This is a genomic window from Rhodanobacter aciditrophus (assembly GCF_050026795.1).
Lineage (GTDB): Bacteria > Pseudomonadota > Gammaproteobacteria > Xanthomonadales > Rhodanobacteraceae > Rhodanobacter_A.
In genome coordinates, this window is the sequence record NZ_JALBWP010000011.1 from 803,509 (window position 1) to 818,833 (window position 15,325).

Below are 15,325 nucleotides of genomic sequence, written 5' to 3' on the forward strand. Positions count from 1 at the left end.
TCCGTTCGGCCAAGGCAGGGGCAATCAAAAGCGCATAATCGCCGCGGTCCCACCGTCGTGTTGGGGCCGTGAATTCCAGCAGGTGCGTGCTGCCCGACAACCTGACCCAAGGACCAGGACATGATGCGATACGCCGCCATTGCCGTCTCGCTGTTCGTGGCAGTGATCAATGTGCACCTCGCCGCGACGAGGCCGGTTCATCCCCTGGTGACGATGCGGCGTGGCATCGGCATACCGTGGCTCGAGCAGCTGATATTGCTGGCGATCCCGAACATCCTGATTTTCGTGTCCGCGAACGAGGACCTCCAGGTCAGCACCCGCTTCCAGCTGGCGGCGGCGGGCTGGATATGGCTCCTGGTGCAGGCTGGCCTGGCTCTGTACGTCCTCTACCATCCCTGACGCGGGCCGTGCCCGGCGGAAGGCATGGCCTGCCGGTCGCCAGGCCCTGCGCGCAAGCCAACGGGGTGAGGTTCATTTCCCGGGCGCGTGAAAGTGAACCCGTCCCTGTTCCTTACTTCGCCATCCCCGCGGGCGTGCCGTCGGACCAGGTGCCGACGCCGACCAGCAGCACCGACAGCGGCGGCAGGGCGGCGGCGTCGGCCTGATGGCCGGGCGTGTAGTACCAGTAGTTGCCGCCGAAGACCGGGGAGCCGGGCAGGTTGGCGCCCCAATCGGCGCCGTCCTTGAAGGGCACGTAGAACATCACGTGCGCCATGTCGTGGCCGCCGTCGTCCGTGAGGTAGGCGGATTTCGACATCATGTAGCACATGGCGCCCGGCGCCAGCGGCGGAATCTGCTTGCTGCGCAGGGCGGCCTGGATGCGGCTGGCGATCTCCGCGTCGCTGTGGCCGGTGAGGGTCAGCGCCGTGCGCAGCTCGGCGATGCGGGTGACGGTGCGCACGGCCTGCGGGTTGTCGCAGCCGGGGGCGCGGATCTTCGGGTTCCAGCGCTCGGGCCAGTCGGGGGCGCCGCTGAAACTCCGCGCCACCCAGCACACGAAGCCGTTGCTGCCCGTGACGGCGGTTGCGTAGCCGGTGCGGGTGAGCACCAGCACCGTCGCATCCTTGGCGATCGCAGCGGGCGCGGCACTCCTGGCCAACGCGATTTCCTGGGCGCGGTCCATGAGGTAGGCATCGACGGGCGCCATGCGGGCATAGGGCCGGGCGGGTGCAGCGGCGGCGCCGGTGACGGCGAGCAAGGCCAGCGGGGCGCAGGCCAGCAGCCCGGCAGCAAGCCGGCCCATCAACTTCACCCTGCCGGTCATGAGCACGGTGCGGAGCGGGCCGCCGTGGTCAGGCGAGTGGGACATTGTCAGCGCTGGCTTTCTCACGGCGATCTCTCCGGTCGGTGTTGGCCCTGGCGGCCACACAGGGACGACGACGGAGACGTTCGCAGATCGACACCGGCAGCAAACTTTTTTTACGGGGGCGGGAATCGGGTGCGCCGGGCTGCAGCTTGATCGTTCGCGTGACCCGCAGTGCCCACGGCACGCGCCGGGACGGTTCGGCTGCAGACTGCAGGCAGATACGCTGCCCGATGCGCCGGCGACGCAGACCCGCGCCATCTGCAACAGCAGCCGGTGCCGGGATCGGATCGATTCCGTGCCCGGGTCGAGACAGGATCAGGATGCTTCGCGGCGGCCCGGCCACCCACCGCGGAACGGGCGATCAGCACGCAGGCGTGCTGCGCGCGCTCCGTGCGACGCTCACTCCGGCAATCCCGCCTGCCGCAGCCCCTCCGCGAACCGCGCGGCATCGGCCTGCGCGTGGAACGGCAGCCAGTCGGCCAGTGCCGACACGCGCAGCGCGGGATCGATCTCGCGCAGCAGGCGCATGGCCTGGCGTGCGCGGTCGGTGCGGCCGGCGAGCGCGTGGCTGGCGGCGATGACGGCGGCGGCCAGCACGAAGCTCGGCATTTCGCCGTAGGCTTTGTCCGCCCATGCCGAGGCGTCGTCGAAGCGCCCGGCCAGCAGGTGCGCCAGCGCCATGCCGGCGCGCATGCGGAACATCTCCGGGTCGAGCGGCGCCAGCCGCATGGCGTGTTCGAAGCGCTCGATCGCATCGTCCGGCTCGCCGCGCAACAGGCGCAGATAACCGCTGAACAGCCAGGCGCCGGCGAGGTTGGGATCGAGCGCCAGGGCGCGATCGAGCAGGTCGTTGCAGTAGTCGAGGCTGCCGCCGAAATGGCCGAGCGCGTGGGCGCCGCGGGTGAGCGCGATCGCGTCGTTGCGGCCAAGCTCCACCGCCCGCCGGGCCAACGCCGCGGCTTCGGCCGATTCGCGTTCGGGGTCGACCATCCAGCGATTGATCTTGCGCCAGCAGTGGCACCACGCGGCCATGCCGTACGCCGCGGCGTATTCGCCGTCGAGCGCGATCGCCCGGTGGAAGAACGGCAGCGCCTCGTCCATGGCTTGGCGCGTGTTGCGGTGGAAGCAGGCCAGGCCGCGCAGGTAGCAGTCGTAGGCGTCCAGGCTGTCGGTCGGTTTCGCCTTGGCGCGGCGGATCTCCGCGCGTTCCAGTTGCGTGGCGATCGCGCCCACCACGCTTTCGGCGAACTGGTCCTGCAGTTCGAAGATGTCGCCGAGCACGCCTTCGAAACGATCGGCCCACAGGTGCTGGCCGGTGCTCGCATCGACGATCTGCCCGGTGAGGCGCACGCGGTCGGCGGCCTTGCGCACGCTGCCTTCGAGCAGGTAGCGCACGCCCAGTTCGTGGCCGATTTGCCGTGGGTCCAGCGCGCGGCCCTTGTAGGCGAAGCTGGAATTGCGGCCGATCACGAACAGCCAGCGCAGGCGCGACAGCGCCGCGATGATGTCCTCGACCACGCCGTCGGCGAAATAGTCCTGCTGCGGGTCGCCGCTCAGGTTGACGAACGGCAGCACGGCCAGCGAAGGCTTGCTGCGCGGCGTCGTCGCCGGCGCCGGCTCCGCGGCGGTCGTCTCGACGGCGGGCGAGGGCGCGCCGTCGAACGCCGCAGTCTCCTCCGTGGCATCGCCGACGAAGCGGAAGCCGCGGCGGGCGACGGTGCGGATCAGCCGCTGCTGGCTGCCGGTGTCGCCGATCGCCTTGCGCACGGCATTGATATGGCTGGCCAGCGTGGACTCGGAGACGATCCTGCCCTGCCACACTGCCGCGAGCAGGTCGTCGCGGCTGACCACGCGCCCGCGGTGCTGCACCAGGTAGGCCAGCAGGTCGAACACCTTGGGCGTCGTCGCGACGACGATGCCGGACAGGGACAGTTCGCGCCGCGCGAGGTCGAGCCGGTAGCCGTCGAACATCAGCGACATGGCACGCTCCACCGCTTGGCTTGCGTCGGCGGGGCGGCCGCCGGGCGGCCACGATGGCGCCCGCGGCGTGGACAGGAAAGCGATCGCGACACGGCCTTCTGGACAGCTTTGCAAGGGAAATCCAACAGTAATCCAAAGCCCGCGCAAAGTGTTTCATGCGCGCGGCGCGCATCCTGCTGCCGTCGATCGTCGCGGTCGACGCGGACGCAGGAGGATTCCATGAAGATCGTCGTCATCGGCGGCAGCGGGCTGATCGGCTCGAACCTGGTCAAGCGGCTGCGCCAACGTGGCCATGACGTGCTGGCGGCCTCGCCCAGCTCGGGCGTCGACACGCTGAGCGGGGAAGGGCTGGCCGAGGCGCTGGCCGGCGCCCGCGTGGTCGTCGACGTCTGCAACTCGCCCTCGTTCGAGGACCGGGCGGTGCTGGCGTTCTTCGAAACCTCCGGCCGCAACCTGCTCGCCGCCGAGAAGGCCGCCGGCGTGCAGCACCACGTCGCGCTCTCGGTGGTCGGCAGCGACCGCCTGCCGGACAGCGGCTACCTGCGCGCGAAGCTGGCGCAGGAACGCCTGATCAAGGCCTCCGGCATTCCCTACACCATCCTCCGGTCCACGCAGTTCTTCGAGTTCATCGACGGCATCATCGCCGCGGCCGTCGACGGCGACGTGGTGCGGCTGTCGCCCGCGCTGCTGCAGCCGGTCGCCGCGGAGGACGTGGTCGCCGCGCTGGCCGAGCTGGCCGTCGGGCCGCCGCTGAACGACACGGTCGAAGTGGCCGGTCCGCAGGCGCTGCCGCTGGACGAGCTGGCGCGCACCGCGATGGCCGTCCACGGCGACCGGCGCCAGGTGATCGCCGACGTGCACGCGCGCTACTTCGGCGCCGAGCTGGACGACGGCTCGCTCACGCCCGGCGCGCACCCGCGCCTCGGCGCGACGCATTTCCAGGACTGGCTCAAGCGCGCCGCGGCGCGGCCCTGAGGCGGCGCGCCCGCATCCCGCGCCTGCCGGCGCATTCCCTCCACCTTCCCGGCTTGCCCACCATCGAGACTCCCATGACCCAGCGCATCAACTATCAGAAGCAATCCCCCGAACTGTTCAAGAAGTTCGTCGACTTCAGCCTGGCCCTGCGCAACTGCGCGATCGAGGCCTCGATCCGTCACCTGGTGGACCTGCGCGCCTCGCAGCTCAACGGCTGCGCCTTCTGCGTGGACATGCACAGCAAGGAAGCCACCATCGACAACGAGCGGCCGCTGCGGCTGTACCACGTGGCGGTGTGGCGCGAGTCGCCGCTGTTCAGCGCGCGCGAGCGCGCCGCGCTGGAGTGGACGGAAGTCCTCACGCGCATGCCCGCCGAAGGCGTGCCCGACGACGTGTACGAGCGCGTGCGCGCGGAGCTGTCGGAGAAGGAGCTGAGCGACCTGACCTTCCAGGTGATGTCGATCAACGCCTGGAACCGCGTCAGCGTGGGCTTCCGCTCCGTGCCCGGCAGCCACGACAAGATGTACGGCCTGGACAAGGCCGGGCTGTCCTGACGCGCGGACGCGCGCATTTCCCGACCCCGCGAGGAACCCGACCATGACCGCACTCAAATCGCTCGCCGCCGCGCTGCTGCTGCTGGCCGCCGGCACCGCCAGCGCCCGGCAGCCGGCGCCCGAAGCGCATGTCACCACGCTGATGACCAAGCCGCTGCCCGACTATCCCGGCAAGGAAGCGGTGATGCTGACGGTCGAGTACCCACCCGGCACGGTGGACCCCGTGCATCGCCACAACGCGGACGCCTTCATCTACGTGCTCGAAGGCACCATCGTGATGGGCCTGCGCGGCGGCAAGCCGGTCACGCTGACCGCCGGCCAGACCTTCTACGAAGGCCCGAACGACGTGCACACCATCGGCCGCAACGCCAGCCTCACCAAGCCCGCCAGGTTCGTGGTGTTCTTCCTGAAGAAGAAGGGCGCGCCGGTGTTGATACCGGTGAAGTGATGCGAGCGACGAGGCGGAAACCCGCGATATCCGTGAACCCTCTCGTCATGCCGAAACGACTCGAAGGCCCGCCCATTGGCGGGCCTTCCCCATCTGCCGTCGCGAGCTGGCGTCCACGGCCGCGCAGGTTGCATCGCGGCCCACGCAGGGCCAGGAACGACGGGGGATTCACAGGGACGTCAGGGACATTGCCCTTTGAGTCGTGGTCGCGTTGATATGCGCGGCGCCTGCCGCGCTTCGATTTTCCCGGCATTCCCCGGCATGGGGTGCGGCGGCGCAGCTATTGGCTGCTGCGCCTTCCGGACGATCTCGATCGTCAGCGTTACCTGCCATGTCTGCGGCACGCGTCGGGACGGTTCGGCTGCAGACTGCAGGCATATGCGCTGTCCGATGCGCCGGTGACGGAGACCCGCAGCCATCCGCAGAGCAGAAGGTGCAGGCTGCTGCGGCGCCCGCACCGTTCCCGACACTTTTTGCGTCCACGCAAGATCTCACGGCGCTTGAGCGCCTCCATTTCAAGGGACGATGGTGAAAAGTGTGAACCAGATCACATTATTCTCGCATCCTCCAGCGGAGAAGCTAACGATTGATCAATGTTCGCCTGCGTAACTTGCGGGGCTGGATCGGATCCTGATCCATGTCCCCCCGTGATGCAGACGAAGGCTTGTCGCAGGCGCACGGGGAAACGACGCGTCCTGGAGTATTGAATGAGTTTTCCCCGCAATGTCCCCGCGGGGCGTCTCGCGCGCGCCCTCGCTTCCACCCCCTCCGTTGCTTCAACCCCTACCGTAGCCAGTGATCCACGTGCCCTGGGCAAGCCGTCCAGGTTCCTGCGCGGCGTGGGCGCAGGTGGCTGCGCCACGCTGCTGACCCTGTTGCTGACCACGCTGTCCGCGAATGCTTTTGCCGCCACGGCACCCGCCGTGACCGCGGCGCATCCCCGGATGATCCTCGATGCGCCCACTCTTTCGGCGCTGCGCCAGAACGCCGCCGCCAACACGCCCGAGTGGCAGATGCTGAAGTCGGTCTGCGACTCGTACATCGGTGGCACGGTGAATTATCCGACCGGCGCCACCTACCCGAACCTGCCGAATATCGGTTCGGGCTACCAGGGCGAGTCTTACCTGCCGGCACTGTTGTCCGAGGCGCTGTGCTACCAGACCCTGAAGTCGAGCAACCCGACCGCGGCGGCCACCTACGGCGCGAAGGCGGTCGATATCCTGATGAAGATGGCGGCGCCGTACGGCAACCAGGGTGAGAACCCGAACGTCGATGACGGCTATGCCATGCGCTTCTACGGCGTGGGTTTCGGCCTCGGCTACGACTGGCTGTACGACCTGCTGACCCCGGCACAGCGGACCCAGGTCTACACCACCGCCAATGCGTGGGTGACGTCGTTCGAGACGAAGACGTTCGAATACAACCACCCGCAGAGCAACTACTTCGCCGGCTATTTCCACGCCAAGGCGGCCATCGCGCTGGGCACCTACGGGGACAACCCCAGTGCGCCGACCGAGTGGAACGACTGGTACACCAACCAGTTCGCCAAGCGCGTGCAGCCGTTCTACGCGCAGCACCTCGCCGGCGGCGGCTGGCCGGAAGGCTTCGGCAACTACGCGACGCTGGGCATCTTCAACATGAGCATGCCGGCCCGCGAAGTGATGACGGCGACGGGCACGGACATCGTGCACGCCACGGCGGCGCCGTACAGCTACCCGGTGGACAACGCCGACTACATGATCCATTTCACCTGGCCGTCGCGTGCGTATTTCGACGACCGCGACATGAATCACGCGGATGGATCGGCGATCGGCATCGGCATGCCCGGCACCACGCAGGTGGGCCTGGCGGAGATGATCCTGGGTGAGATCGGGTTCTGGAAATCGCCCAAGGTGGGCGTGTTCCACGAGTACCTCAACGAGATCAGCACGGCCACCAACGGCTTCAATTCCTCCGACCCGTGGCTGCTGTTCCTGGAGAGCAATCCGGCCGCGCCCACCACGTCGCTTACGTCCCTGCCGCTGTCGTATTTCGCCAAGGGCATGAACGCGGTGGCGGCACGCTCGGACTGGGGCAACACTGCCAGCTGGATGTCGTTCCGCGCGGGGCCGTACACCAATGCCCCGGCGCAGGGCGAGCAGTTCTTCGACGAGGGCAGCCTGGCGCTGACGCACGGCAACACGCCGCTGCTGGTCAACGCCAGCGGCTGGATGGTGCATGGGCCCACCGGCAGCGCGGACGAGGACCGCATCTACAACGACAACTACGGCAGCCCCGACGGCACGCTCTACATGGGCAACCGCCAGCTCTACAACATTTTCTACGTGTTCAACAAAAGCGGCGGCAAGATCGTCGAAGGCGGCTCACAGGCTGCGGCAACCACCGAAGACAACCAGGTGCGCACGCACGTCGCGGCTTTCGAGGACGGCGCACATTACGTCTACACCCGCGCCGAACACATCGAGGACATGTATCGCACGTTCTCTGCCGGCCCGGCCGTGGCGGCCTGGTCGCGCGAGGTGGTGTACCTGCGGCCGCACCGGTTTGTCGTCCACGACCGCACCACGGCCGGCAGCAGCGCCTACGACCAGTACCTGGCCTGGCATTTCCCGGCCAGCCCGGTCAAGGGCACGGCGCCCACCGGCGAGACGCGGCTGGATGTGACCTACAACGGCACCTATGCCGGCGCGATGACGTCGGTGCTTCCCGCCAACGCGACCACGACCACGGTCGGGCTGTATCCGGGCAGCAACCCGGTGAAGGTGTGGCAGGTGCAGGAGCGCGCGCCGGCCGCCGGCGTCAGCCAGCAGTGGCTGAACGTGTTCGATACCTCGTCGTCGCCGACGCTCGTGGCCTCCGTCACCCCGGTCACCGTGAACGCGGGCGCCATCGTGGGCGTGAGCCTGTCGGGCAGCGACGGCAACGACGTGGTGATCAACAGCGCCGGCGCTGCCGGCACGCCCATCAGCGGGGCCATCGGCTACACCGTGCCCGCGGATGCCGCCAGTCACGTGATCACCGAGCTGGTTCCCAACACCGGCTATTCGGTGACGGTGGCCAGCGTCAACGGACAGCAGCAGGTAAGCGTGTCGCCCGGCGGTACGTTCATGGCCAGCGCCAACGGCGTGCTTGCCTTCAGCGTAAGCGGCGGCGGCACCGTGACCGCGGCGCCGGCACCTGCACCGGCACCAGCACCAGCACCCGCACCCGCACCCGCACCCGCACCCGCGCCCGCGCCCGCACCTGCACCTGCACCTGCACCTGCACCTGCACCGGCGCCCGCACCTGCACCGGCACCCGCACCCGCACCGGCACCCGCACCGGCGCCCGCACCGGCACCCGCACCGGCACCTGCACCTGCACCTGCACCTGCACCAGCACCAGCACCAGCACCCGCACCCGCACCCGCACCCGCACCCGCACCGGGCGGCCAGTTGCAGAACGACGTCCCCGTGACCGGCTTGAGGATCCCCACGGGTGGGGACCTGCGGTACACCGTGACGATCCCCAAGGGCGTCACCTACAGCGAGGTGATGACAGCGAACGGAACGGGCAACGCCGACCTGTACGTCAAGTACGGCTCGGCGCCGACGCTGAGCAGCTACAACTGCCGTTCGTACCATGCCGGCAACAACGAGCTGTGCATCGGGAGCAATCCCAAGCCTGGTACGTACTACGTCCTGGTGCATGCCCGGACCAGCGTCACCGGCCTGACCATTCGGGCCCAGTGGTTGCCGTAACGGCGGGTGACGTCACCCTGCGGTGATGTCGTGGAAAGGGATGCTCCGCGATGGCCTGTCCGGCCATCGCGGAGGTCCTGTGGAAAAAAGTGTCAGTGCTATTCAGGGGGCAGGTACACCGTGCCCGTTGGAACGGAGCCAGGAAACGGACCTGATTCTGTTGTTGCGTTTGGCGTGGCGGGTTGTGTCCGCCACCTCGCCAATCAGCGACAGGCGTTGTGCGCCTCGGTGTTTGGGCTGTCGACCCCGGCCGCGTCGGGGCACTGGGGCAGTCAGTCCGGAAACCGGACGACCACGTTCTCGGCCGGCCACTCGTCCGTGCGCTGCTGGTCTTCCCGCGCCGGTCTGGGCGTCCAGGCGGCCTTGCCGAGTTCGCTCAGGTCGCCATAGTTTCCCAGCAAATCGAACCTTGCGAGCGTGAATGGCCGACCTTCCGAGCCGATCCGGGATGGCCCGTCGGATACGTGGAAGTGCAGGTGCGGACCGGTCGACACGCCGGTGAATCCCAGTTCGGCGAGCACGTCACCGCGCCGCAGGCGCTGGCCGGGATGGACCGTGATGCTGCCGGGACGCAGATGTTCGTAGAACGCGTAGCGGCCATCGTCCAGCCGCAGCGTCACGAAGTTGCCGGCGTCGTCCGCCAGCATGTGCTTTGGGTTTCCCGATACGGTGGGGGATTCGGCCATGTCGTTGCGAATGGCAACCACGGTAGCGTCCGCCACGGCCAGGACCTCCGCGCCGTAGCCCAGCCAGTGGCCGGGTACGTCGGGGTCGTTGCGCGCGGTATGCCCGGCATCGTCCACGCGCATCCAGTCGATGGCGAAGCGCCCCGGGATGCGTGCCTGCCCGCCGACCGCGTCGAAGACACGGCGATGGCCGCGAGCCCAGTCGGCGCGATGGATCGCGACCCAGGGACCGCCACGGAGCGGTGGCCCCAGCGGCGCTCCGGTGGCGTAGGACACCGCCGTGCGGGCGCCGTGCACGATATCGGTGTGCGCCCCAGACAATCGCGCGTACGTCACGACATGCTCGATCGCTCGCGGACGGCGCCTGGGTGTCGGCCACTCGATGTAGACCACGCCGCGCCTTCCCGGCGGGATGACGGTGTCGCTCGGCGTGGCCGGGTCGCCGATCTGTGCGAGCCGGTGCTGCAACGCATCGCCCGCGAAACGGATCAGCACACGCCCGTCCTGCGCGTCCACCACCTCGACGCGAACCAAGCGAAGCGGCACGTCGGTGAAGTTGGTGAGGTGCAACTCCTCGAACACCTGCGTGCCGGCATCGGTCGTTACCGCCTGCGGCACGTCGAGAACGCGCAGGTCGAAAGATGGCTGCAGCGATTCCGGCGTCGTCGCCTGCGTGTTGGATGCCACGGCAAGGAGCAACGCTAGCAGCCTGTTGGTCGCCGTTTTCATGAAGCGGTTTCCACAGTGGAGCGACCAAGCTAGGTCGGTGCACGGACGAAGCCAAGCGATTTGGGACAAGGGGCAGTTATCGCGGGGCGAGCGGCATTGCGGCGCGGAAGCTCCGGCGGTGGACTGCATCGGCGATGCCAACGGGATAGACAGCGAACGGAGGCGGTTCACTGCCACCGGTTTGCTGGGGTTTGTGGATGATGGCGAGCCGGGTTGTGTTCGCCCCCTGTCGGCGCGCACGTTCCTCTAGCTGCCGACTTCCAAAGGAGTTGGTTCTCGACAGTCGTCGCCGATCGGGTCGCCAAGTGCTCGCTTGAGAAGCGCGTCGTACAGCTCCAGGCGAACGCGCAGGCCCAGCTGCAACATGCCCGTCCAGTAGCAAAGCATCAGGAAGGCGATCAGCAGGATTTGCGGCCAGTGCAGCTGCAAGGGCCAATGCAGGTCCTTGAGTTGCAGAAACAGACCAGCGAGGAGTGGGAGTACACCCAGCTTCTCGATGCTGCCGGTCAGGAGCGGCAGCTTGCTCCGCATGCGGTCTAGACGGTGGGCGCTGTAGGCGCTCAGTAGCTCCAGGCGCTCCCGAGGAAAGCGCTGCAACCAGATGATGAGTTCGAGGTGGAGGGGCATGTCGAAGTCCAGCGCCTCGGCGTACTGCTGGCGCTCCTTGGATGGACGCAGGTTCAAGGTCGGGAGTTCGGCCATCCACGCGATCGCGAAAGCGATCATCTCCACGGCGAGCAGCATGGACGTCATGATCAGTATCGCGAGGCTGGCCGGGAATGTCCTGCCGAGGATCGACCCGAGTAGGGCCGCCGCGATGCCGATGCCGTTGCCCCACCTGATGCGACGACTCGGGGATACTCGGTAGGAGGGATACTCGGGGACCTCCTCGATACGCCTTTCCAATGCGCTGAAGGTGAGTCATTCCGGTGCCACGCGCGAAAGTGCTCCTTAGCTTGTCGTAGTGAGTTTCGCGGCTTGGGCTAGTTGCCCACGCGGGCCAGGTAGGTGGTCGCTTCCAACTGGCAGGAGTCTTCGATTGCGCCTGGCACGGAAAAGAGCCGGGGGCGATCGCGGAAGCCGAAGACCCGATAGAGCTGATAGCGCCCGGCGTCAGCTTGGGAGCGCGCCAGCTCGTTACGGCTGACGTAGAACGGGGTCAGTTCGCCGAAGCTGGTGGTTTTGACCTCGATCAGCCGCTCGCACCCGTCTTCCTCGAACGACAGCACGTCAAAGCCCAGGCCGTCGCCCTGGGTGGCGGCGACATGCTCGACCCGTTCGCTCAGCACCTTCTTGCCGGCGGCATGTAATCGGCGCGCTTCCAACTCCAGGACGAACAGTTCGCCAGCACGCCCGAGCGAACGGTTGCGCGCTTCCTGGGCGAGATAGTCCCGCCTGGCAGGCGAAAAGCGGGGCGCGTAGCTCGCCGGGGTTTCGCGAACGCGGGGGGGCCTGGGCAGAGGCACCCAGACGGCCCCCCCATTGGCAACGGCTACGACGGTCGCTGGGCGCAGTACGGCCGCCTGGGCGGCGTCCTGCAGGTCGGGACGCAGTTGCACCTGCGCCTCAACGATGTCCAGCAACATGCCCTGGTAGTTGCCGCGTGGCTTGTAGCCAGCGATGTAGGGATAACCGAGGGCGAGCATCACCGCGCTGATGTTGCAGTGCTTGAACTCGATGGATGGTCGGTTGCGGCCGTCGAGCTTTTGCATGAGGCCATTGGCGCGCCCGGTCTTGCTGTAGCGCTGGCCGTTCAGCTCGAGCGTCAACATCGCGAGGTAGTCGGCAACGCAGGCTTCCACCTCAAGTTGCGACCAGTCGTCCCCTCTCGCCATGTGCGTCCCCCGATCACATGCCCCTGACCCACCCCCAAGCGTAGTCAAATTCAAAGCGGAACAATACTGGGGGCCGCGTGCACTTCCTCCCTTCCAGGCAACCGTCAGAATGCACCTTTTTTAAAGCCGACTCCGACCACACCCTGGTGTTGGCAGGCCTCCGCCCGCCCCTCAATTCCGCAGGCTCACCGTCTGGCTGCGCCAGATCGCATCCTGGTAGCGGTAGAACCAGCTCAGCGAGGATGGCTTGTCGGCCCCGCGGGTGGTGGCGAGGCTCGCCATGTCCAGGATCTCGAAGCGGTGCACGAAGCGGCCGTTGACCCTTGCCTCGCGTGCTACCAGCATCAGGCGGTCGCCGGGCACCCAGCCGGCGAATTCGATGTAGCCCAGGCCCGGATCGTCGTCGGCGGGCGGCAGCACGTCGATCACCCATTGCTTGCCCACCACGTGGAACAGCCACAGCTCCCGCCAGCTGGTCATCGGCTGCACGGCCAGCGTCAGCGCGGTGCCGCCGGAGTTGGCGCGTGCCGAGCTGGCCCACACCGTGCCGTAGGTGCAGCGTTGCACCAGCGGCGCCCTGGCACCGTGCCTGCGATCCAGCAACTGGATGCAGGTTTCGCCGGGGCGGCCCGCGACGGTGGCGATGTGCAGGCCCGCGGCTGCCGCGAGCAGTGGCTGTGCCGCCCAGCGCGAGGCACCGACGCGTATTGCCGCGTCGTTGTACGCCGCGCGGTCGCTATCGACCAGCGCGCGGGTGTCGACGGCGGCGAGTTCGTCGATGGATCGCGATGCGGCCTGCTGCGCGGGTTGCCCGCTGCGCGTGCGTTCGAAGGCGATCGCCGACCACACCGACGCCTCGCGCATGTGCAGGCGGTTCTGCACGTAGCGGGGCAGGCCGGCGCGCGGCACGCGGTCGAGCAGGCCGGCGCGCCAGCTGTCGAGCGCGGTGCGCTGCACCGGCGGCAGGGCGGGATCGACGCAGTCCGGCGCGGTCAGCGCCAGCGCGGCGGTGGCTTTCTGCATCGCCGTGGCGTCCAGCGCCATCACGCGGCGGAAGGCGTCGCCGTCGTAGCACAGCCGCTCGCCATCGGCGCGGGCGATGCTGTGGATGGCGACGCCGTAGCCGGCCACTACTTCCAGCTGCCCGGACAGGGCCTGCGCCAGGGACTTGTCGTGGTTCGTGGAGGCGCGCCGGGCCAGGCGCCCGGCCATCACGCCGAGTGCGTCGAACGGCTCGGCGTCGATGGTGCTGCCGGGCGCGGCCTTCAGGTAGGCCGCCGTGTACGCGATGCCCAGCGCTTCGTCGCCGGGCATGTCGCGCAGGAAGCGCACCACGGCCAGCAACTGGGGCGCGTCGTCCGGCCGCATCGGGACGATGCGTACCCGGTCGGCGCGCACGAAGCCGGCGCGCTCGATGCGGTGGTCGTAGACCTGCAGGTAGTCCAGCGCGCGCCCGCGCACCTCCAGGTTCTCGCCCTGCCACAACACCGCCTGGGTGGCCGCCGAGTGCCGCGCCTGTGCGCGCAGCGCGGTGCCGTCCCCGGTGACGATGGCCAGCGGGTGGGCGGGCGGCAGTGGGGGCACGGCGGCATGCGCTGCGCCCATGCCCAGCAGCAGGAGAATCCACAGCCGCACCTTCATGGCGCGTTCCCGGTGGCGGTGCCCGCCGTCGGGGCCTTGTGCGCACCGTCGATCAGGGCCTGGCCGATGAACCCGCCCGTGGCCGGCGGCGGCGCGATGATCACCGAGATCTTGTCGGACAGCTTGTCGGCCAGGGTCTTCTGGATCAGCAGCGGATGCTGGTCGATCAGGGCGCCGTCGCGCGCGAGCTCCTCGCTGTTGACCTTGCTGAGTTTCTCCATCCGGTAGGCGTCCGCGTCGGCGAGCTTGCGGCGCGAGTCGGCCTCGCCGGCGGCCTCGATGCGCCGCGCCTCGGCGGCACCCTTGGCGTTCTGGATGAGGGCGGCACTCTGGGCCTGCGCTTCCAGCTCGCGCTGCTCGATCTGCTTGCGCTTGAACGGCAGCACGTGCTTCATCGCCTCTTCCTGGCCCTTGGCTGCGATGACCTGCTCGTCGGCCGCCGCCTCGGCGGCGGTGTCGCGCCGCGCCTTGTCGGCCTCGGCCTGCAGCTTCGACTCCTGCACCTGCTTTTCCTTCAGCTGCAGCGTGTACTGCATCTGCTGGTTCTCCAGTTCGGTGGCCAGCACCTTGTTCATGCCGTCGCGGTAGTCCGGCGGCAGGTCGACGTTGCCCATCATCACGTTGCGCAGCACGATGCCGTCGGCCGCCAGCATCGGCTTGAGCTCGGTCTCGATCACCGTCTGGATCTCCTGACGCCTGGTCGAGAAGATCTCGCGCACGGTGTAGCGGGTGAACACCTTGTAGATCACGCCCTGCACCAGCGGCTCCACCAGGTCGCGGCCGATGTGCTCGGGCAGCGCCTTGGCGACCCTGGGCAGCGTCTTCGTGTCGATCGCGTAGCGGATCGCCAGCTCCACGCCGAGGGACAGGCCTTCAGACGACTGGAACGGCGCGGGGCCGTCGGCCTTGGCGCTGCGGGTGGGGCGGTAGATCTGGTCCTGCCGGGGGAACGTACGCAGGCTCTGGATGCCGGGGATCACCACGCAGGGACCCTGGCCCACCTCGCTCACCGAGCCGGTCCATTCGTTCGTGCGGATGCCGACCTGTTGCGGCCCGATGGTTTCGATCGGCGGATGCCGGTACAGCGCGTAACCGCCCAGCGCGAGGATCGCCAGCACCAGCGTCCTGCGGTTGAACACGCGCGTGGTCGCCGTCCTGAGCCTGCTTGAATTGCCCATCATGATGCTGCCCCCTTGCTGCATGGCTTCCGTTGATGGCCCCGCACCGTTGCGGGTGCGGAGCTGACCTTCCATGGGCCCCGGGCGACTGCGGCCCCGGACCGTGGTTGGTGCCTATTAGGAAACCAGACGGGGCCTCGCGCGGGCCGGAGATGCGACAGGCAGCGGAACGGACGTGGCAACTTGCTGGCAGGCGATGGATGGCATCTCCAACCAGTCCCCGATAGAGCAAGGGCGGCCCCGGTCACCTTGG

General features: G+C 68.2%; 12 protein-coding genes. 5 read left to right on the forward strand and 7 right to left on the reverse strand.

The window, feature by feature from the left end:
* Positions 1 to 120 precede the first annotated feature (120 nt).
* Complete coding sequence (locus tag ACQGNW_RS12500; RefSeq protein ID WP_426663514.1) at positions 121 to 399, forward strand: hypothetical protein; 279 nt, start codon at positions 121 to 123, stop codon at positions 397 to 399.
* Between the two features lie 112 nt (positions 400 to 511).
* Here the strand turns inward: ACQGNW_RS12500 and ACQGNW_RS12505 are convergent, their stop codons facing one another.
* Positions 512 to 1,243 carry a hypothetical protein gene (locus ACQGNW_RS12505; RefSeq protein WP_426663515.1) on the reverse strand — a complete coding sequence of 244 codons (732 nt, stop codon included), beginning with the start codon at positions 1,241 to 1,243 and terminating at the stop codon, positions 512 to 514.
* A gap of 462 nt (positions 1,244 to 1,705) precedes the next feature.
* Entirely contained in the window at positions 1,706 to 3,286 is a 1,581-nt protein-coding gene (locus tag ACQGNW_RS12510; protein WP_426663516.1) for a winged helix-turn-helix domain-containing tetratricopeptide repeat protein, read from the reverse strand.
* A gap of 219 nt (positions 3,287 to 3,505) precedes the next feature.
* Between ACQGNW_RS12510 and ACQGNW_RS12515 the strand changes: the two genes are divergently transcribed.
* The 4 genes from ACQGNW_RS12515 to ACQGNW_RS12530 all read left to right on the forward strand — a co-directional run bounded on the left by ACQGNW_RS12515 (position 3,506) and on the right by ACQGNW_RS12530 (position 9,003).
* Complete coding sequence (locus ACQGNW_RS12515) at positions 3,506 to 4,261, forward strand: SDR family oxidoreductase (protein ID WP_426663517.1); 756 nt, start codon at positions 3,506 to 3,508, stop codon at positions 4,259 to 4,261.
* Positions 4,262 to 4,335: 74 nt separating this feature from the next.
* The gene (locus tag ACQGNW_RS12520) at positions 4,336 to 4,815 is read left to right on the forward strand and encodes a carboxymuconolactone decarboxylase family protein (RefSeq protein WP_426663518.1); all 480 of its coding nucleotides are present in this window, start codon (positions 4,336 to 4,338) and stop codon (positions 4,813 to 4,815) included.
* Between the two features lie 43 nt (positions 4,816 to 4,858).
* On the forward strand, positions 4,859 to 5,263 hold the full coding sequence (locus ACQGNW_RS12525; protein WP_426663519.1) for a cupin domain-containing protein: 405 nt from the start codon (positions 4,859 to 4,861) through the stop codon (positions 5,261 to 5,263).
* An 839-nt stretch (positions 5,264 to 6,102) separates the two neighbouring features.
* Positions 6,103 to 9,003 carry a pre-peptidase C-terminal domain-containing protein gene (locus ACQGNW_RS12530; protein WP_426663520.1) on the forward strand — a complete coding sequence of 967 codons (2,901 nt, stop codon included), beginning with the start codon at positions 6,103 to 6,105 and terminating at the stop codon, positions 9,001 to 9,003.
* A 272-nt stretch (positions 9,004 to 9,275) separates the two neighbouring features.
* Here the strand turns inward: ACQGNW_RS12530 and ACQGNW_RS12535 are convergent, their stop codons facing one another.
* The 5 genes from ACQGNW_RS12535 to ACQGNW_RS12555 form a co-directional block, all read right to left on the reverse strand.
* Complete coding sequence (locus ACQGNW_RS12535) at positions 9,276 to 10,418, reverse strand: M23 family metallopeptidase (protein ID WP_426663521.1); 1,143 nt, start codon at positions 10,416 to 10,418, stop codon at positions 9,276 to 9,278.
* Between the two features lie 246 nt (positions 10,419 to 10,664).
* Positions 10,665 to 11,171, reverse strand: a complete 507-nt coding sequence (locus ACQGNW_RS12540) for a hypothetical protein (protein ID WP_426663522.1) — start codon at positions 11,169 to 11,171, stop codon at positions 10,665 to 10,667.
* Between the two features lie 230 nt (positions 11,172 to 11,401).
* On the reverse strand, positions 11,402 to 12,253 hold the full coding sequence (locus ACQGNW_RS12545; protein ID WP_426663523.1) for a protein NO VEIN domain-containing protein: 852 nt from the start codon (positions 12,251 to 12,253) through the stop codon (positions 11,402 to 11,404).
* Between the two features lie 171 nt (positions 12,254 to 12,424).
* The gene (locus tag ACQGNW_RS12550; RefSeq protein WP_426663524.1) at positions 12,425 to 13,894 is read right to left on the reverse strand and encodes a hypothetical protein; all 1,470 of its coding nucleotides are present in this window, start codon (positions 13,892 to 13,894) and stop codon (positions 12,425 to 12,427) included.
* Positions 13,891 to 15,075, reverse strand: a complete 1,185-nt coding sequence (locus ACQGNW_RS12555; protein ID WP_426663525.1) for an SPFH domain-containing protein — start codon at positions 15,073 to 15,075, stop codon at positions 13,891 to 13,893. Before ACQGNW_RS12555 ends, ACQGNW_RS12550 begins: the two co-directional genes overlap by 4 nt.
* Positions 15,076 to 15,325: the final 250 nt, after the last annotated feature.

Excerpts from the sequence above, each read along its gene's own strand:
- ACQGNW_RS12500 (WP_426663514.1), top strand. The coding sequence starts at position 121 with ATGATGCGATACGCCGCCATTGCCGTCTCGCTGTTCGTGGCAGTGATC.
- ACQGNW_RS12505 (WP_426663515.1), bottom strand. The coding sequence starts at position 1,243 with ATGGGCCGGCTTGCTGCCGGGCTGCTGGCCTGCGCCCCGCTGGCCTTG.
- ACQGNW_RS12525 (WP_426663519.1), top strand. The coding sequence starts at position 4,859 with ATGACCGCACTCAAATCGCTCGCCGCCGCGCTGCTGCTGCTGGCCGCC.
- ACQGNW_RS12540 (WP_426663522.1), bottom strand. The coding sequence starts at position 11,171 with ATGACGTCCATGCTGCTCGCCGTGGAGATGATCGCTTTCGCGATCGCG.
- ACQGNW_RS12510 (WP_426663516.1), bottom strand. The coding sequence starts at position 3,286 with ATGTCGCTGATGTTCGACGGCTACCGGCTCGACCTCGCGCGGCGCGAA.
- ACQGNW_RS12520 (WP_426663518.1), top strand. The coding sequence starts at position 4,336 with ATGACCCAGCGCATCAACTATCAGAAGCAATCCCCCGAACTGTTCAAG.
- ACQGNW_RS12550 (WP_426663524.1), bottom strand. The coding sequence starts at position 13,894 with ATGAAGGTGCGGCTGTGGATTCTCCTGCTGCTGGGCATGGGCGCAGCG.
- ACQGNW_RS12555 (WP_426663525.1), bottom strand. The coding sequence starts at position 15,075 with ATGATGGGCAATTCAAGCAGGCTCAGGACGGCGACCACGCGCGTGTTC.
- ACQGNW_RS12515 (WP_426663517.1), top strand. The coding sequence starts at position 3,506 with ATGAAGATCGTCGTCATCGGCGGCAGCGGGCTGATCGGCTCGAACCTG.
- ACQGNW_RS12545 (WP_426663523.1), bottom strand. The coding sequence starts at position 12,253 with ATGGCGAGAGGGGACGACTGGTCGCAACTTGAGGTGGAAGCCTGCGTT.
- ACQGNW_RS12535 (WP_426663521.1), bottom strand. The coding sequence starts at position 10,418 with ATGAAAACGGCGACCAACAGGCTGCTAGCGTTGCTCCTTGCCGTGGCA.